13 protein-coding genes are annotated in these 18684 nt (G+C 47.7%); 3 read left to right on the top strand and 10 right to left on the bottom strand.

From position 1 onward, the window contains the following. Positions 1-103: 103 nt before the first annotated feature. The 3 genes from xylA to H5715_RS15285 are packed head-to-tail and all read right to left on the bottom strand — an operon-like array spanning position 104 to position 3948. Entirely contained in the window at positions 104-1438 is a 1335-nt protein-coding gene (gene xylA / locus H5715_RS15275; RefSeq protein ID WP_075187117.1) for a xylose isomerase, read from the bottom strand. Positions 1439-1478: 40 nt separating this feature from the next. Continuing rightward, on the bottom strand, positions 1479-2438 hold the full coding sequence (locus H5715_RS15280) for an aldose epimerase family protein (RefSeq protein WP_075187116.1): 960 nt from the start codon (positions 2436-2438) through the stop codon (positions 1479-1481). 19 nt (positions 2439-2457) lie between these two features. Beyond that, positions 2458-3948 carry a xylulokinase gene (locus H5715_RS15285; protein WP_075187115.1) on the bottom strand — a complete coding sequence of 497 codons (1491 nt, stop codon included), beginning with the start codon at positions 3946-3948 and terminating at the stop codon, positions 2458-2460. A gap of 485 nt (positions 3949-4433) precedes the next feature. Between H5715_RS15285 and H5715_RS15290 the strand changes: the two genes are divergently transcribed. The 3 genes from H5715_RS15290 to H5715_RS15300 all read left to right on the top strand — a co-directional run bounded on the left by H5715_RS15290 (position 4434) and on the right by H5715_RS15300 (position 7770). Continuing rightward, positions 4434-5099 (top strand): NUDIX hydrolase, encoded by a 666-nt coding sequence (locus H5715_RS15290; protein WP_246434790.1) that lies wholly within the window; start codon positions 4434-4436, stop codon positions 5097-5099. Between the two features lie 76 nt (positions 5100-5175). After that, positions 5176-6591 carry a sugar porter family MFS transporter gene (locus H5715_RS15295; RefSeq protein WP_075187113.1) on the top strand — a complete coding sequence of 472 codons (1416 nt, stop codon included), beginning with the start codon at positions 5176-5178 and terminating at the stop codon, positions 6589-6591. A 501-nt stretch (positions 6592-7092) separates the two neighbouring features. After that, complete coding sequence (locus tag H5715_RS15300; RefSeq protein WP_075187111.1) at positions 7093-7770, top strand: PEP-CTERM sorting domain-containing protein; 678 nt, start codon at positions 7093-7095, stop codon at positions 7768-7770. 157 nt (positions 7771-7927) lie between these two features. Here the strand turns inward: H5715_RS15300 and H5715_RS15305 are convergent, their stop codons facing one another. The 7 genes from H5715_RS15305 to H5715_RS15335 all read right to left on the bottom strand — a co-directional run bounded on the left by H5715_RS15305 (position 7928) and on the right by H5715_RS15335 (position 18470). Continuing rightward, positions 7928-9001 (bottom strand): efflux RND transporter periplasmic adaptor subunit, encoded by a 1074-nt coding sequence (locus H5715_RS15305; RefSeq protein ID WP_075187110.1) that lies wholly within the window; start codon positions 8999-9001, stop codon positions 7928-7930. A gap of 27 nt (positions 9002-9028) precedes the next feature. After that, positions 9029-10273 (bottom strand): ABC transporter permease, encoded by a 1245-nt coding sequence (locus H5715_RS15310; protein ID WP_075187109.1) that lies wholly within the window; start codon positions 10271-10273, stop codon positions 9029-9031. Next, entirely contained in the window at positions 10273-11529 is a 1257-nt protein-coding gene (locus tag H5715_RS15315; RefSeq protein WP_075187192.1) for an ABC transporter permease, read from the bottom strand. The genes H5715_RS15310 and H5715_RS15315 overlap by 1 nt, the downstream gene beginning before the upstream one ends. 11 nt (positions 11530-11540) lie before the next feature. Further along, complete coding sequence (locus tag H5715_RS15320; protein ID WP_075187108.1) at positions 11541-12218, bottom strand: ABC transporter ATP-binding protein; 678 nt, start codon at positions 12216-12218, stop codon at positions 11541-11543. A 9-nt stretch (positions 12219-12227) separates the two neighbouring features. Further along, positions 12228-13925 carry a glycoside hydrolase family 43 protein gene (locus H5715_RS15325; RefSeq protein WP_075187107.1) on the bottom strand — a complete coding sequence of 566 codons (1698 nt, stop codon included), beginning with the start codon at positions 13923-13925 and terminating at the stop codon, positions 12228-12230. Positions 13926-14003: 78 nt separating this feature from the next. Continuing rightward, entirely contained in the window at positions 14004-15767 is a 1764-nt protein-coding gene (locus H5715_RS15330) for a carbohydrate binding domain-containing protein (protein ID WP_185906551.1), read from the bottom strand. Positions 15768-16718: 951 nt separating this feature from the next. Next, complete coding sequence (locus H5715_RS15335) at positions 16719-18470, bottom strand: hypothetical protein (protein WP_139309866.1); 1752 nt, start codon at positions 18468-18470, stop codon at positions 16719-16721. Between the last annotated feature and the right edge of the window lie 214 nt (positions 18471-18684).

Consider the following 18684-nt stretch of genomic DNA (forward strand, 5'->3'; position numbering starts at 1 on the left):
CACTATAGAGTATTCCCACGCTATTTTCACGATCATTTTAGGAAATTCAGGCAAAAAAAAGCCCCGCTATTTAGCGGGGCCCTCTAGAAAACAACCGGATCGGTTATCGAATGTAACGGTTGATGATATTCTCGTACAACTCTTGCTGACCACTGCTTTGAGCGGGTTCGCCATTGGCGTTACCGATCTTAGCCAGCTGCTCCAGGCTCAGGCTGCCAGTTTCGAAATCGGCACCTTTACCAGAATCGTAAGTGCTGTAACGATCCTTACGCATAGTTTCCAAAGGAGACTTCTGCAGCAGATCATCAGCGATCATCAAAGCGCGGGCAAATACGTCCATACCACCGATGTGACCATGGAACATATCGTTCACGTCGGTAGAATTACGACGAGTCTTAGCATCAAAGTTAACACCACCACCCTGCAGGCCACCATTGCGCAGCAGTACCAGCATCAGCTCAACGGTTTCGTTGATGTTGTATGGGAACTGGTCGGTATCCCAAGCATTCTGATAGTCGCCGCGGTTGGCGTCGATGCTACCCAACATACCAGCGTCGGCAGCGGTTTGCAGTTCGTGGTCCATGGTGTGCTGGGCCAGAGTTGCGTGGTTAGTTTCGATATTCAGTTTAAAGTCATTTTCCAGACCGTGAGATTTGAGGAAGCCAATAACGGTTGCACTGTCAAAATCGTACTGGTGCTTGGACGGCTCCATTGGCTTAGGCTCAATAAAGAAAGTACCTTTAAAGCCTTGGGCGCGGGCATAGTCACGAGCCATGGTCAGGAAACGACCCATATGATCCTGTTCGCGCTTCATCTGGGTGTTTAACAGACTCATATAGCCTTCACGACCACCCCAAAATACGTAGTTTTCACCATCCAGGGCGATAGTCGCGTCCAGGGCATCTTTCAGCTGGGCACCGGCGTAGGCCAAAACGTTAAAATCAGGGTTAGTGGAAGCACCGTTCATATAACGTGGGTTGGAGAACAAGTTGGCTGTACCCCATAGCAGTTTCATACCGGAAGCGGCCTGCTTGCCTTTAGCGTATTCAACAATGCCTTTTACACGGTCGCCAGTTTCAGCGCGTGACGCACCTTCATCGATCAGATCGATATCGTGGAAACACCAGTAGGGGGTTCCCAGCTTAGTGAAAAATTCGAAAGCCGCATCCATTTTGGACTGGGCGCGAATCAGGGCATCGCCCTGAGTCTGATGCCATGGGCGAATCTGAGTACCTGGACCAAAGGGATCCCCGCCAGTGCCGCAGAAAGAATGCCAGTAGCAGGTAGCGAACTTGAAGAATTCTTTCATGGTTCGACCGGCTACCACGCGGTTCTCATCGTAATATTTGAACGCAAATGGATTGTCGGAATCCGGGCCTTCGTAGGCAATTTTGCCTACACCAGGGAAATACTCTTTATCTCCAATTAATACACTCATAGTTCGCTACCTTATTTGTAGAGCAATTTTAAAAAATGGTTCATTTTGAGAGTTGCACGCCACAATGGGCCTGAAACTCTTCACCCGGAGCCAGCTCTATTAAGCCGTCGCCGGTATTAAACGCATTGATGCCACAGGTCATGGGCTCAATGGCCACAGATTTACGATCTGGGGGTATGTACAGCTGAATAAAATTGTAGCCTTTAGGGCCACTGCGCTGCCAAACATCCAAACGCAAATTGTCAACAGGCGAAAAAAGACTCACCCTGACATTGCCTTGTGACGCTTGGTCCGCAAGGCGAAAACAGTCATCGAACGCTGTGCTGGCAATAGCACACGATGCCTGAAACTGGTTATAGCTCGTATATTCGCCGGTGGGCAACATACGTTCGTCAATTACTGCACGCTCAACCGCTGGTATGCTGAGTCGCAACTCGTCAGCACTGCAGCCGGGCAACTCAAAGTAGGGGTGCCAACCAACACCAACCGGGATTGCATGTGAGTGATTGTTCACTATCTTAAATATCTGAGTGAGGCCGTCTGTGCTACTCAGCAGATACTCAATACGCACGCTCACGCTAAAGGGATATCCGGCTTCGGTATCGCTTAGATCGTATTCCAGCTCAACTCGGCTAGTACTCTCTCCTTCTTCAACCGCAACCACTTTTGCCGGTTTTCGATATAGGTAACCGTGCAGAGTATTGTTGAAGGCCTCTTCGTTAATGCCAAACTGCTGCGTTTCACCCAGCCAGCAATACTGACCAGCATCAAGCCGGTTGGGAAAAGGGTAGAGTGCAACGCCGCGATACTGATTATTGTTCAGAAGTGCTTCTTTTGTGTGAATACCGGCAATAACACTGACTGGCTCGGCTCCCGCAGATGGCGACAGCCAGAGACCATTAATTAAACCGCCGAACGCCGGCATAAGGCTGAGCTTACAGCGGCCATCCCCCGTGCTCAGCACGAAAGGCTCTATATCTTGCTGTTGAACTTCATTCATTGATAAATCCAAAAATAATTTACTTAACGCTTGGCAACGCCGCTACCCACTCACCGTATGCCTGCTGGTACTGACCAACTTTATTCGTATCCGGCTCAATAACATTCACTCGAGCCAGGCTGCTAAACGCTTCCTTCGCGTTACTAAAATAGCCACAACCCAAGGCAGCAGCACGCGCAGCACCTTCTGCGCCGTCAGTTTCATAAACTTCAACCGCCGCTTGCGTGGTATTGGCAAATGCCGTGGCAAAAACATCGCTAAGGAACATATTGCCCTGGGCTACACGCACCACATCACAACTGCCTCCCAACGATTTCAGCACATCAAAACCCTGATTCAGGGCGAAGACAATGCCTTCCTGTACGGCGCGAACCATATGACCTAAGCCGTGTCGATTCAAGTCGATATTGCGCAACTGGGCGCCCATATTACGATTCTGGAAAATGCGCTCTGCACCGTTACCAAAAGGGTGGAAGATCAGACCATCACTGCCGATGGATGTGGCTTCAGCTTTGTCATTCAGTAAACGGTAGTCCACTGGCTCGCCATCCACACTTAACAATTGACGAAGCCAACTGTAGGAACGACCGGCGCCGTTTACGCAGACCAACACCCCGTTACGGGGCGCGTCAGGCTCACTGGTAACGTGCAGGAACGTATTAACACGCGATTCCAGATCGGCCGCAGGTTTATCAGTAACACCATAAATCACCCCGGAAGTACCCGCCGTAGCGGCCACTTCACCAGGCTCTAAAACGTTTAAGCTTAGCGCGTTATTGGGCTGATCGCCGCCTCTGTAGCTAATTTTTACTCCGGCGCGAAGACCCAGCTCTGCAGCGGCAGCAGCAGACACTTCAGATTGCTCTCCTATACTGGGCACAATCTCCGGAATTAGATCTGAACTGATACCCCAATGATCCAGCAACTCCTGCGCGACTTTCTGGCCTTTGAAATCCCATAGGGTTCCTTCCGACAAGCCTGACGCGGTCGTATTAATCTCGCCAGACAATTTCATAGCCACGTAGTCACCCGGCAACATAACCTTATGAATCTTGTCGAATGTTTCGGGCTCGTTTTTTTGTACCCAACGTAACTTAGACGCGGTGAAATTTCCGGGAGAGTTCAGCAAGTGGCCATAGCAATAATCGCTACCTAATGCTTCCAGCGCTGCATCACCGTAGGGAACCGCTCGGCTATCACACCAAATAATCGCAGGGCGCAGCACGTTTTGTGAAGCATCGACCATTACTAGACCGTGCATCTGGTAGGAAATACCAATCGCTTCAATTTTTTGAGCATCAACATTATCAGCGGCAAACAGTTTGGCGCAGCCATTCTTAATACCATCCCACCACAAATCCGGGTGCTGCTCGGCCCAGCCGGGCTGAGGTGCAGAAATTTCCTGCTCTGTTTCCGGGTAATGAGTAGATGCCAGACACTGGCCGGTTGATCCATCCAGAACTGAAAGTTTTACAGATGAACTACCTACGTCGATTCCAAGAAAAAGCATTGTTATACCCACCAAGAAAATATTTGTATTTTGAGATGTAAGAGGACTAGCGCCCCTAGTGAATTCACTACGTCACGGGGAGCGAAGTATAGTCTTATTGTCGTTTTGACCACAAGCGATAATGGTGCTAGGATCAAGGAACATTGATCCATCGAAAATTTCTTCACATATTCGGCGCCAAAAACACCTTTTCGTACGCGAATCGCTGCGAAGGCAAGACTAACTGCATCAATATCAGCAATTGGTAAACATTCAGATACACCGGTATCAACTGTCCATCAAATTCGTGATTTAGATGCCACAATAAGGCTGCAAAACTTGGCGTAATACCTTACTGTATAGCCAGCAGAAGTAAATACACTTTTAGCAGTAAATACGCTTTAAATAAGATGAATAACTTAACTGGAATACGGAAACCTATCAACGTGTCTAACGCAACCTCCGTGGGCTTAAATCGAGAACCCTTTCCGCTTCCAGAAGGTGTAATGCGCGGCCTATCCATCGACAACCTGATTTTCGGGCTAGATGGCAGCGAACTAAAAATTCTTTTGATTAAACACGGCGAAGGCATTCGCATGGGAGAATGGGCGCTACCCGGTGGCTGGATCAAACACGAAGAAGACCTCAAAGATGCCGCCAAGCGCCTGCTTAAAGTGTTAACCGGTGTAGAGCACCCCTACCTGGAACAGCTGAAAACCTTCGGCAAGGTCAATCGTTACCCCGCCGAGCGCGTCGTAACCGTTGCTTACTACGCATTGGTCAGTGCAGATGATTACGCCTTAATGGCCGGGTTCAGCGCTTCGGAAGCGGGCTGGTTTAATGTCCACGATACTCCCCACTTGGTTTTCGACCATCAAGAAATTCTCGATTGCGGTATTCAGCACCTGCAACATCAGGTACGCCACCACCCTGTTGGCTTTAACCTTCTTCCGGAAAAGTTCACCTTGCTACAGCTGCAGGAACTGTACGAAGCTATTCTGGATGTCTCCCTAGATAAACCCAACTTTCGCCGAAAAATCATGAAAATGAATTTGCTTACGTCCTGTAACGAAAAGCAAAAAGGTGTTGCCCACCGCGCGGCAAACCTTTATCGCTTCGACGAAGAAGCCTACAAAAAACTGACCCAACAGGGCTTTACCTTCGAAGTTTAGCGACACCTAACAATAACTCAGCCTATGGCATGATCCGTAGGCAATTTAATATTAAAAATAACCATTAGGTATCAATATGACTCACGCCACTCAGCAAAATAGCGAGAATTTCGCCTTTATTTTATTGATCAGCTGCGTAGCCACTATCGGGGGGTTTCTCTTTGGATTCGATAGCGGCGTTATCAATGGAACGGTAGATGGCTTGCAAGCGGCTTTCAACTCAGACTCTGTCGGCACCGGCTTTAACGTTGCCTCCATGCTCATGGGTTGCGCCTTCGGTGCAGCAGCTGCAGGGCGCCTGGCCGATCTCTATGGCCGCAGATTCATGCTAATATTAGCCGCCATATTCTTTATGATATCCGCCTGGGGTTCCGGTATTGCCACCTCTTCGGCAGAATTTATTGTGTACCGCATACTCGGTGGCCTAGCCGTTGGCGCTGCGAGTGTAATGGCTCCCGCTTACATCAGCGAAGTCGCTCCCGCCCGCTATCGCGGCCGACTCACCACCATACAACAAGTTGCCATTATCAGCGGCTTAACGGCCGCATTTCTAAGCAACTATCTGCTGGCCGATATTTCCGGCTCTGCACATAATAAATTGTGGTTGGATGCAGAAACTTGGCGCTGGATGTTCTGGGTGGAAATGATTCCAGCTGGCATATTCCTGTTCGCACTTTTATTAATCCCAGAAAGCCCCCGTTTTTTAGTCGTTAAGCGACGTACAGAAAAAGCCCTAGCGGTATTAACCCGACTTTACGGTGAAGAAGCAGGAAAAACCAAGCTAGAGGAAATCGAATCCTCGTTTGCCGCAGACCACCACAAACCCCGCTTTTCCGATTTAAAAGACAAAGCTACAGGAAAAGTTCGCTCACTGGTGTGGGTTGGTATTGGCCTAGCAACCTTCCAGCAACTGGTAGGCATTAACGTTGTATTTTATTACGGTGCCGTACTGTGGCAGTCCGTTGGATTTTCTGAAAACGATGCGCTCTTTATTAACGTTGTCTCCGGCAGCTTGAGTATTGCCGCTTGCATTGTCGCCATTCTGCTGGTCGACAAAATCGGCCGTAAACCTCTGCTGTGGATTGGTTCTGCTGGCATGGCGGCTACCCTGGGCCTCTGCGCTATTGCATTTTCTACCGCCAGCCTCGACGCGGAAGGTAGCGTTAGCCTGAGTGATAATATGGGTATACTCGCACTCGTTGCTGCCAACTTGTATGTCGTTTTCTTCAACGCCTCATGGGGCCCAATTATGTGGGTTATGCTGGGCGAAATGTTCCCCAATCAGATCCGCGGATCCGGCTTAGCCGTTGCTGGCTTCTTCCAGTGGGGCTCCAACTTCGGTATTACTATCACATTCCCCATTATGCTCGCATCCATTGGTCTTGCCGGCGCCTACGGTTTTTACACCATCTGCGCGGCAATCTCGATAGTCTTTGTACTTAAATATGTGCACGAAACCAAAGGAATTGAGCTTGAGGACATGAAGGGCTAACCCTCAAACAAAAACAACTGAAAGCTTCGCTTTCAGTTGTTTTCTTCGTGCTTACCCGTATCACCAATAGCGGTAAAAAAGCACTCCAAGCCTCTTAAGTAAGATAGACCTTCGCTCCAATGCCCTGTTTACCTGTCTAAGCCACAAAAACGACACGCCGAATCGTCGCTAGATTTGTGAGTACATACGCCAACAACACAATCACGCCTTTAAAGCTCATAACGAATAACACACCACTCCCTCTGATATCCAAACGCAGTGGTTTCAGCTCTGTAGTTTGCACCTTATAACCAAGCCACGAGCAATGGAAAAGCGCTCGACCTAAGCCCCCGCCGGTGGGCGCACCAAACAGACCCACAGCGTCGACATCCTTTACATTATTTAAATATAGAAATACTTGGCACCAAATAACACATAAAAATCAACAAGTTGGCACGTTGGTACTATTTTTGCTTTGATGCTAAAGCATTAACGCTATTGAATATTTTAGGAAATTACAGAATGAGAAAAGTTAGTTATCTATGCCTAATCCTTTGCTCGCTATTGGTAGGTAAAGCGAACGCCGCTGTCATAACAGTAGAAGACCAAAACGCAAACATAGGCAATTGTATTCCATTTGGCTGCGCAGGTAGCTACGGCCCATTTATGACCAGCGTGTACAAGGATATCGATTCTTTCAGCTTATCAAGCGGAGACACCATTTCTTTCGATTTGTCCGGCGTAAATGACGTGGACATTATTTTTGATCTTTTTTTAGCATCAACCATCACAAACGGGGGTAATGCAGCAGACGCAAACGGATTCACCCGCGTCGTCTCCAGTGGAAATGGTGGCCAAGGAACAGCCACTCAAGGCGATTATGAATTGGAGTTCACCATCGACTCAGCATGGGATTTTTTAGGCGGCGGCCTAATGATAGCGTTCTCTCCCGTAGGCGTCACCGCTAGCGATTCCTCCTGGAGTACCGGTTTTTACGGAAACAGTTCGGCCTCTAACACTCACGTTGGCCAATTCTATAGCGGCTCCACAGCTGGAACGGGAGCTTACCGAACAAGTATCATACCTAACTTTAAGATAACCACGGACGTCGTATCTGTTCCCGAGCCAGGCAGTCTCGCGCTCATCGGCCTGGGATTGGTCGGCATCAGCTTCGCTCGCAGAAGAAGGGCTATAAAGTAATTTTACTGCGTAGACAAAAAAGCCCCGAATTCTCCGGGGCTTTTTTAAAAGGGCACTTGGTAGAAAACGCAGCAAGCACATCACACCCGGTTTAAGCTTAGCGATAAAAATAGATAAGACCCGGCTCAGCCTCAAGCACCCTGCCACAAAAGACAACTCACTGTTTTTTCAACGCCATTTTACTATCCACTCCTTCTATAATCTCGATAAAAATTCCATTTGAAAGGCCGATCTTTACTTTTCGCTTTTCGAAGATCTGCGGCGCGGTCTCCACTTCAACAAACACTTCGTCGCCCTCAAACAACAATGCGCGCTCATTCACCGCCAGTACCTGCTCGCGCTTATCCAGCACGATATCGGCATTGGCGCTGTAACCTGCTCGAAGAAAGCGATCTTCTCGCAACTTTACCGCTGCGCGAATTTGAAATTTGATCGTGCCCTGGTCGTCATAGCCTTTTGGCGAAATATACTCCAACTCGGCAACAAAGGGCTCAGTCTCGATAGCACCAATATTTAGCAACAACTCCATACCTTCGTGAATTTTCCCAACTTCAGCCTCGTCTACCGTCCCTTCAAAAATCATGTCCTGCATATTGGCGATAGTGGCGATAGTCGTACCGGCATTAAAGGTATTGGTCTCTGTTACAAAGGTGCCTTCTTTTACCGGAATATCCAGGATCAACCCTTCCAATGTTGCGTGCACCAGATTGGAAATTTTTCCGGCTTTTTTAGAGGCTCCCTCGCGAATAATCGCTAAATTGCTCTCGGCGGCCTGCAAGGTTTCGGCTTGCAAATCATACTCATGCAAATATTTATTGTATTCAAATTCGGGTATTAATTTTTCGTTAAAAAGTTCTTGCTGCCTTGCCAGTTCGCGCTTAGCGTTATTGTACTTTAGACGCGCAGTTTCCATTTGGGATTCAGCTGTATTCAGACGTTCCATATTGGGAATAATGTGTATTTTCGAGATCAATTCCCCCTTAGCAATGGGCTGACCTGCCTCCACGTAGATGCGCTCCACCACGCCAGATACCTGTGATTTAATTTCCACTTCTTTGCGCGGAATGATTTTTCCCGTAGCAACTGTTTTCTTTACTATATCGGTCACGATGGGACTTTCTGTTTCATACACTACGGGTTTTTCCTGGGATTTTCCGTACAGAAAAACAGCGGTCCCAACGAACAAAATAACAACCAAAATTGCCATCAAAATGGCAAATATTTTTTTCATGTGTAGCGTACCTTTTTATTCATGTATTTATTCATCTTGAAGCGCAATAACCGGGTTTACCCTAGCAGCTTTTCGCGCGGGCAGAATCGACGCCAGAGCTCCGGCAACAAGCAAGACTCCAATGGCCAGAATAGCCGTAGAAAAGCTAATTTCCGGGTTCATAAAAGTGCTATTGGCGGACTGTGCAAATTTAGATGTAAGCTCTACCGTTAACACTCCCACTACCAAACCCAGATACCCCGCAAAAAAAGTAATGACCAATGCCTCCTGCACTATCGAACTGATAATGCTCACAGGCGTAGCGCCAATCGCTTTGCGCAGACCAATTTCTTTAGTGCGCTCTTTAACCGTGATCAACATAATATTGCCAACCCCAACAACACCAGCAATGATGGTGCCGATAGCGACAAACCAGCTAAATAGTTTAATACCAGAAAACAAACCCTCTACACGTTCGAAATTTTTCTGTGCATTCCAACTTCCTATCACACCATTATCGTCTGGGTGTATGCGATGGCGCTCTTTAAGCAAACGAATCACTCTCGCCTCCACTACTGCCGCGTGAACGCCTTTTTTAGGCGTCACCATAATGACATGCACATCATTGCGTTGATTAAAGGTTTTACGCAGTGTGTACTGGGACATATAAACCCGGTTTAAATCCCTTTGCGCCCAATCATTTAGCGCAGAGGGTGCAATAACACCAACCACCTGAAACGGCACACCCCACATTTTTATCAGGCCGCCAATAGCTTGCTCATCCTTATCAAACAGAATTTCCCTCACGCGCTCGCCAATCACTACCGTTTTTCGACGTTCAAGCAGATCCAATTGATTGAGAAATCGTCCTTCGATTAAACGATAACCCTTAACATCCAATTCAATTGGCCAAATACCGGAAATTGTAAAAGTATCCCCCTTGACGCCGCGCGAAACAAAGTGATCACCGATACCGTTGTTGGGAGCAACTACATCAATATCGTCCATTTGCTTGATGGCTTCGATATCTCCATCGTTCATACGAATATAGCGACCCTTGATTAAACCTTTGTACGGAATACTCGTTGGGCGTCCGGACCATATATGCACAGAGTTCGTCAGCTTACCCATACTGGCCTTCGAACCGTTGCGCAAGCCATTACCGGCAGCCAGTAGGTTGACCAACATAAAAATACCCCAGAACACGCCAAACGCTGTTAGAAAAGTGCGCAGCTTATGGCGGCGTACGCTATCAAAAATTTCTAACCAAAAGTCGCGATCAAAAAGTTGCATTATTCCTCCCGCATGGCTTCGATGGGATGAATTTTGGCTGCATGTATCGCGGGCGCCAACCCCGCCAGAGTACCCGCAGCCACGAGAATCACAACCGAGGTAAACGCAACACCAATATCAATTTCCGGCGCGCCAAAAAAGCCAATGCTGCCACCCGCACTCGCCACTAATACCGCAACACCCTCTAAAATCCCCACCCCCAGAACCAATCCAAAATAACCGGCTACCGCGGTAACCAAAATCGATTCGGTCAAAACCATAAAGACAATAGAACGAGGGGTTGCTCCCAGCGCCTTGCGCACACCAATTTCACGCGTACGATCTTTAACGGTAATAATCATAATATTGCTGATACCAACAATACCGGCCATTAAGGTACCTAAACCCACAAACCAGATAAATGCGGTAATTGCGCTAAAGACTTTTGTTGTATCTTCCGTTTGCCGCGCGAAATTAAATGCACGAATACCCCGCACATCATCGGGCGCTACGCGATGGCGCTGCTTTAAAAATTCAATTACGCGATCTTCCAGATCATAGGAATCAACACCCTCTTTAGGTGTTAAGGTTATTTGCCCAATTTTGTTGGCGCGGCCAAATGTTTTTTGAAAGGTGGACAAAGGAATATACACACGTTCCGACATGCGCCCCTCGCGACCGGAGTCGTAAAAAACGCCCACAACGGTGAGAACAATACCGTGAAATGTAACCGTCTCCCCAACAGGATCGACACCCTCGCCAAATAGGTAGTCTCTTACGGCTGTACCAATAATGGCGACTTTTCGAATTTCGCCTGTATCTAAAAGATTAAGCGTACGACCTGCGCGATAATCTAAAAAACGCTTAATATTGAAATATTCATCAGCCACACCCAACACACGATAAGCACCGGATTTTTCTTTGTGGGTTACATTGATCGTACTTCGCCAGCGCTCGCCCGCCGTATTTTCCGCCGAGAGAAATTGAAGCCCATCGAATTCCCGCCTAAGTGCGGCGATATCGTCTTCATCAAATTCGATTTGGCGACCGTGGGGGACACCTCTGTAAGGAATGGCGGTTTTTCCTGAGCGAATCCATATACTGGAGCGGTCATCGCTGCCGAAACCAGCACTGATACCTCTTTCCAATCCCTTGCCCGCACCGAGTAGTAAAATCAGCATTAGTATGCCCCAGAACACACCAAAGGCAGTAAGAAACGTGCGCAATTTATTTTTGCGTAGCGTAAATAGTATTTCCTGTAGGTTGTCCAATTCCATGGTACTACCCATTAAACCTCTGAGTGATGCGGAACGATATTGCCATCTCTAATATGAATAACCCGTTCGGTTTGTGCCGCAATATCATCTTCGTGTGTCACAATAACGACGGTTTTCCCACTCTGATGCACCTCACGAAACAGCGCCATAACCTCCTTCGAGGTAACGCTATCCAGGGCACCGGTCGGTTCGTCGGCAAGTATGACTTTTGGGTCGGTAATAAGGGCTCGAGCAACAGCAACTCGCTGTTTTTGGCCACCCGATAATTCACCCGGTAGATGCTTACTCCTATCACTTAAGCCCACTTTTTCGAGCAGTTCCGCCGCGCGTCGGTTGCGCTCTTTACGCGCTACCTTTTGGTAATACAAAGGCAAAGCAACATTTTCCAACGCTGTTTTAAAAGGCAATAGGTTAAAGGATTGAAAAACAAAGCCCAGATGCTGATTACGCAACGCCGCACTCTGACGCTCACTTAGATTACGAATGGGGATATCGGCCAAATAATATTCCCCACTATCGTAGCTATCCAATATGCCAAGAATATTCAGCAAGGTCGACTTCCCCGAACCAGACGAACCCATAATGGAAACTAGCTCGCCGGAGGCAATCGTTAAATCAACGCCCTTTAACACATGTAAACGCTGTGTATCGTTGCCGTAATATTTATGGAGTTTGGACAGTTTGATCATATTTTATGTTTACTCAATAATTCTTGCATGCATGCCAATATAACTGCCCACAAAACCGCCGGCTTTTTGCGTGCTCAGCACCGTGGCATCGAGCTTATTCGCCAGAGTAAGTACCTTACTCCAACCACTTCCACTCTCCAGCTGATAAGACAGCGAAAGCTCGCCTTTGTCACCCTCCACTATAAATTTAATCTGCTTGGTATCTACCAGTTTCCCAAGCTTTTGCGCTGTTACCGGCTTATCTGCCATGTCGACGCTTAGCCAATACTCACCGTTACGCAGGCTTAAATAGAAAAAATAATGGGCCTGCTCGCTTTGAAACACCGTTACCCCAGCGTGTACACTCTCACTTAAGGCAGCGACCATATCCGCTTCCGCTCTGTAGCTCAAATTTTGCTGTCGACGACCAACAAAAACCGGCTGCTCCAGTTGCGATAATTTTACGCTGTTGGGCGTCAAGCTTAAGCCACCATTTCCCTTCAACTTCATCCAAGATGAGTCGCCTCCGCGTAACATATTCCACTGCCACCCCAAACGACCACTGTCAAACTTGTCCCGATGAATGATATTCCCCGTCAGCGCTTGTGCATTAACGGTAACGTCCAGCCCTTTGGGCGCTGTTTGACGATAGGGAATGGCTTCACCTGCTGCAAGGATAACAGGCCAACCGTCCTTCCAGCTTACCGGCAGCAAGAAGGTTTCTCGACCCGTATTAAAATAGTGCTGCTCGTAGTTGCGGGTGGCAAGAAAAACCGCCCACCAGCTACCATCGTCGAGCTGTACCATGTCTGCATGGCCTGCCGTAGCTATCGGACTTTCCCGAGCGGTATCTAGATCCCGCTGCGTTAGGATTGGATTTTCCGTGTACGCTTCAAACGGCTGCTCCAAACTACGGCTGCGGAAAACAACTTCCGAGTGGCTCTCTGCCGTGCCACCCTCGGCACACATCAGATAATACCAACCGTTAATTTTGTACAAATGTGGCCCTTCAACCCAAACCGGCTTTTTACTGAGATCCACTCCGCCGTTGACAATCACTTTACCGGAGTTGGGTACCACCTGCATTTTGGAAAGATCGAACTCCCACTTCCAGATCGCGCGATGCCCGTTATACAGGGGCTCACCAATGGGAGGCCCATTATGGGTGATATAGGTGCGTCCGTCCTCATCAAAAAAAATCGATGGATCAATACCGTCGATTTCCGGTAAGTAGTAGGGATCCGACCACTCACCAGCGGGATCAGTTGCGGTTACAACAAAATTGCCCCCAGCCCCATCAACACCCGTGGTAATCACATAAAAAGTACCTTCGTGGTAGCGGATAGTTGGCGCGTATATTCCACGGGAAACACTGGCACCTGTTAGCTTCAACTGGCTTTCGCGGGTTAGCACGTAGCCCAAGGGCTCCCAGTCCACTAGATTAGTACTGCGATGAATGGGAATACCGGGGAAGTAACTGAAGGAAGAGTTCACCATATAGAACTCATCGCCTACACGCACAATACTGGGGTCTGGGTAGAAGCCCGCCGCTATGGGATTTTGGTATTCACCCTCGGCGAGTGGCTTTGAGAAGAGGGGGTCTTTGCCTTGGTATTGGAAATGGGTGAAGGTGGCATCGTCAAATGCTGGTTTGTTGTGAATCGAGACATTGTTGCAACCGACCAAAATAATTGCTGTCAACGTAAATCCGACTATTTTTTTAATCATTATGTTACCCCAAAAAAAACCCCTCATTTTAGGGAGGGGTTTTTATTTTAAAACGCTACGCTAAAAAAGCGTCCGCATTTACTGTGCTGCTGCAGCCGAAACTGAAATATTATCGACAGAAACAGTTCCTGTTGCCGCTTGTCCGTCCTGACCAATAACCTCAAAGCCAATTTGGTTAATTAAGGTTAAATCGAAGCCCTCGCTGGCATAACCAAAACCATCCAACTGAATATCACTTATCGTCACGGTCGACCATGCATCACCACCACTGGAAAGGTTAGTAGTATTGATATTGATCCAACCCAAGCCGCCATACCTGGAGCTTTCGTCGTTCAGAAATACTTGAACCACCAATTTACCATCGTCGAAATAGCTTTGCGGAATATTTAAATCTACAGAGATTTCACCACCTGTTAAATCAAGTGTTTGGGGAAGCGCTGAGCGCACAATGAACGCCTCATTAGCTCCGCCAACCCACGTTGGAGTGAGCTCCAGAGCACCATTGGCAACGATCATAGTGCCCGCTAAACTACTGGTATCTATTTCGAAAGAACCGCTATCGCCATCTTCACCTTCTTCTGTAAAACAGAAATCAGCTTCACACGCAACGGACGGAGAGCTAGAGCTAGAGCTAGAGCTTTCGCTGGCCGGTACCACCGTTAAAGCATCAACATAATAGGAGGCCACATCACTATCACTTTCGAAGTAAACATAGAGTTCTGTCTGATTGTCTACCTGGTCATTCGTGAAGGTACCCTTCAACTCCACCCAATCAGAGTCGGTAGCATCGACAGAAACCACATTCGGGTATGCTTCGCCTGAAGCATCGGCCACCTTAACACTCATGGTAATTTTGGCGGCTTCAGGTGAAGCAAGCTTCACAAATGCAGTAAATTCATACTCTGCATTATCTTCTATCTCACCCAATAAAGGGTATCCGCCGCCTTGCCAGGTCGCAGTTCTGCCTGATACTAGAAGGCTATAACTTCCTTCGTACACCTCAGTTTCTTCTATAGCCAGTGTAACGCCACCGTGCATAAGCCATGGGCCCGTTTCGCCGGTTTCCAAATTCGTGTTCAATAGATCGGGGATCGATGCACTGGATGAGCTAGAACTGGAATCAGAAGAACTGGAATCAGAAGAACTGGAATCAGAAGAACTGGAATCAGAAGAACTGGAATCAGAAGTAAGATATTCATGAACAGCGAAATCATCTAAATAAATGTCTGCGCCGATATTTTCTGCATAACCCATATGCACGGGTAAGTTAATGACAGTAACGTCTTCTGTGACCTCGAAATCAAAAGTAACTTCCTGCCATTCACCAGTAAGATCAAGTTCTAGGGATTCAAAGGTTGTATAGGGATCTTCTGTCATAACCGCATTAAACATGACTTTGGCTCCAGCGCTACCTATCACCCAACCAGAAAAGGCATAAGTCTTGTCTTTTTCTACCGGAACCAGAGTTGGGCCAATTTGAATATCCCATCTATTTGCTTCAGCGGGGAAGGTCGTGACTGTCGTTTTTACAGAATTCGCGCCCGACTTAAACTCAACACTGTCTACTGCAACAGTCGCGTACTCTTTAGTTTCAAGCATCCAGTCGGTCGCTTCTGTTGCGCTGGCTTCCGCGTCACCATTTATGACAATATTGACATCGGAAAGAGTGGGCCCAGACGAAGAGCTTGAACTGGACTCAGAGCTGGAACTCGCAGCCACAAATGGCGAATCATAGTTCGCGCCAAAACCTAGATCATCGAGCCCGCACGCAGTAAGGGATAAGATGGCGCCCCCTACAAACAGACTCCTATACATTTTTTTTGTCAGATTATTGTTAAGCATTTTCTACCCTCAGTTATTTTTTTATTCGCGTGCAAGTCTCGCTCACCCGGCCTCACCGAAACGAAGTCCAATGCTCGAGCACATATAGTCTGATAGACTTTATCCTAATTTTTTACTGGAAGAAAGCCATTTTCTTATAGATTCGAATCAAGCTTTCATCTACATCAATTGGTTTGATATCGTTCAATGATTGTACGCTTTTTATTCGTTTTGACCCACAAGCCAAAAAATGAGCCGCACAAAAAGCAACGACGTCCTCAGACAAAGCATTTCTGGCGCACTAGTATACATTGAATAGATTGCAGTTAAACTTTTCACTCCTCCAAAAACGCTCCCTCAGCCCGAGGAATATCGACAAAAATCAAATACGCCTCGTTGATTTTTGCTGCTCAGACAGCCAATGCCTAGCGGATAGATTACGCGCAGAGTAGCTTGTGAATGACATATTTCACGCCTCACCAGCTAGCTCAAAGTGTAACTTAACTGAATTTATAACCTGGTACTGCGAAGGTGGCTTGCCCCCAAATAAAACCAGGCATATACCCATACCCACCGATTAAACAAATTGGCCCAAAATATGGGGGCTAACAGAGGCCTCCGAGATACCGTCTCGATACTCATAAGCTAAACGTTCCAATGATCCCCACCCTCAAGGCAATGAATACACTTAAAGACCAACTCACGTTAACATCGAACCATAAAACTAAGCCCTTTATTCACTGCGTTCGCACCTAGGCTGCTCAACAGCTTATCCCATAGGGTTCACTTTCACTGCGGCACTAGCAAAGTGTAGACAAGCATAAAAAAGCCCGGCTAATTTCTTAGCCGGGCTTTTTTACAGGAAGTATCGGCGCCCCCGTAAGTGCGGTAGACATTCCAAACGTTCCGTGCCTGGAATACGCTACTTAACTCTTATTAAAAAGCGGAAACACGCAATACTGGAGCCCGCGATTAAAGGCTAAAACCCATATTATCAAGATAGACAACCTTCGCATCAGCGGTTGCGTTTTTAATATGTATTTCGTCAATCGCATCCATACCACTAAAGTCACTTAAAGGTAACGAGAAATCGGTCCACTCACCATCTACGGCGGTTACAGTGGAGCCATCGGCATCGCCACAAGCGCTACCACAGAGCTGGACAACAATATCTGCGTCGCCAGTGCCTTCGGGGACATAAATGGAGAAGTTAAAGGTCGTCAGGCCTTCCGCTACCGCATCCCAAGGGCGTACTGCAGCAGCAATTTGTAAGGCTCCCCATGAACTCGCGTCCCAATCCAGCTTCACAGCGGCTGCACCTTCTTTAACAGTCTCAACTGAATCAAACGTATAAGTTCCACCCCAACCGCCCCAGGCTTCGAATGCCGCATCTACCGCATCGAGGTATACAGGAACATCGAGTTCCGGTGCCGCTTTATCAAAGCCTATGTCGTCAACGTAAACAACTTTGGCCTGATCCGTTGGGTTTTTCACCAAAATCTCGTTCACGGTTGCAAATGCAGGAAAATCAGCTAAAGGTAGGTCAAAGTGTGTCCACTGACCTCCTATTGCCGTTACTACGGCGCCCGCATTATCATCACAAGAAGACACTCCGTCACAAAGCTTAACCTGAACATCGGCATCCGCCTCACCTTCTGGTACATAAGCAGAAAAATGGAAGCTTGTGTAGTCAGCCGGATCCTGGTCACTGCCAGCAATCTGCAGAGCACCCCAGCTACTCGCAGTCCACTCCAACTTAACAGCGGAGATGCCCGTGCTGACAAACTCGCTACTCTGCCAAGTGTACGAACCACCCCAGCCATCATAAGCCGTGAAGCCATCGGCAACATCTTCCTGATAAACCGGCAAACCAAATACAGGGGGTATACCCGGTGCAGCAGTGGGGATAGGGGTAGGGATGGGCGTAGGGGTAGGGGTAGGCTTGAGATCACCGACATAGGGCTCAAGCAAAACATTATCGATAAAAATATACTGTTCGTTATCGATAAGCTCAAGATCCGGACTCTGATCTTTCAAGGTCATGCTAATACCAATACCAGCAACAGAGGAGATATTAAAGTCCTCATCTGCATCGGCAAATCCGTTGGCATCGAGCACAATATCAAACCAGCGGCCGCGAGGCTCGCCTACAGAAGGGTCTTCTTTACGCTGCTTGAAGCCAAAACCTTCGTCGCTGTAATCACTGCCCAGCAAATCGAATACGTTAACCCATGAGGTTGCGTTAGCACGATTACCTTCGGAATCAACAAGAGGGATCTGGAAACCTAAATAGTATCGATCATCTTCAATATTTCCGGGATCTCCATCTGAATTCCATGGATTCTGGTCGGTGAAAAACGCGGGCAGGTATATGGATAGGTAAATCTTTCCATAATCTAGATCAACAGGCGCATCGAGGGTGCCGATAACCTGCAGGTTATCGTCATTTTCCAACCAGCCTGTAGGCAATATCTGCAGGGAATTTGACTGAGCGTGTATGTCAAACCCAACTGCGACGTTACCCGCACTTTCGTCGGCCCAATCATTCAGTTGAGATGCGTCGCTAAAATCCCAATTCCATTCTCTCTCTACCAGTTCCACGGGGGCTGGTGTCGGAGCGGTTTGCCCGTACAGTGGATTTTCTGGCCCCAGATCAAGATCAGAGCCGCCGCAAGCCGTAAGGGCAGCTACCGCACACCCCAGCAATAAATTTTTATTCAGCATTTTTAGCCTCATTAATTTTGCGTGCATATCTGAATTGTGGAATTCAGGCCAAAACGCAACCCTCCTAGTACATGCATCATTCGGGAAGAGGGCGGAATGAAGGCCTGCATGTTTTCAGAAAATATCGGCAAAAGCACACTAACGCATACGGCAGGTAGAACTTTACCCATTTTTTTGGCAGGAAGGAAGACATTTTCATCACCTTTCAGCATAT

Origin of the sequence: Teredinibacter haidensis (assembly GCF_014211975.1) — a bacterium.
Taxonomy (GTDB): Bacteria; Pseudomonadota; Gammaproteobacteria; order Pseudomonadales; family Cellvibrionaceae; genus Teredinibacter; species Teredinibacter haidensis.

Excerpts from the sequence above, each read along its gene's own strand:
- xylA (WP_075187117.1), bottom strand. The coding sequence starts at position 1,438 with ATGAGTGTATTAATTGGAGATAAAGAGTATTTCCCTGGTGTAGGCAAA.
- H5715_RS15280 (WP_075187116.1), bottom strand. The coding sequence starts at position 2,438 with ATGAATGAAGTTCAACAGCAAGATATAGAGCCTTTCGTGCTGAGCACG.
- H5715_RS15285 (WP_075187115.1), bottom strand. The coding sequence starts at position 3,948 with ATGCTTTTTCTTGGAATCGACGTAGGTAGTTCATCTGTAAAACTTTCA.
- H5715_RS15290 (WP_246434790.1), top strand. The coding sequence starts at position 4,434 with ATGCGCGGCCTATCCATCGACAACCTGATTTTCGGGCTAGATGGCAGC.
- H5715_RS15295 (WP_075187113.1), top strand. The coding sequence starts at position 5,176 with ATGACTCACGCCACTCAGCAAAATAGCGAGAATTTCGCCTTTATTTTA.
- H5715_RS15300 (WP_075187111.1), top strand. The coding sequence starts at position 7,093 with ATGAGAAAAGTTAGTTATCTATGCCTAATCCTTTGCTCGCTATTGGTA.
- H5715_RS15305 (WP_075187110.1), bottom strand. The coding sequence starts at position 9,001 with ATGAAAAAAATATTTGCCATTTTGATGGCAATTTTGGTTGTTATTTTG.
- H5715_RS15310 (WP_075187109.1), bottom strand. The coding sequence starts at position 10,273 with ATGCAACTTTTTGATCGCGACTTTTGGTTAGAAATTTTTGATAGCGTA.
- H5715_RS15315 (WP_075187192.1), bottom strand. The coding sequence starts at position 11,529 with ATGGAATTGGACAACCTACAGGAAATACTATTTACGCTACGCAAAAAT.
- H5715_RS15320 (WP_075187108.1), bottom strand. The coding sequence starts at position 12,218 with ATGATCAAACTGTCCAAACTCCATAAATATTACGGCAACGATACACAG.
- H5715_RS15325 (WP_075187107.1), bottom strand. The coding sequence starts at position 13,925 with ATGATTAAAAAAATAGTCGGATTTACGTTGACAGCAATTATTTTGGTC.
- H5715_RS15330 (WP_185906551.1), bottom strand. The coding sequence starts at position 15,767 with ATGCTTAACAATAATCTGACAAAAAAAATGTATAGGAGTCTGTTTGTA.
- H5715_RS15335 (WP_139309866.1), bottom strand. The coding sequence starts at position 18,470 with ATGCTGAATAAAAATTTATTGCTGGGGTGTGCGGTAGCTGCCCTTACG.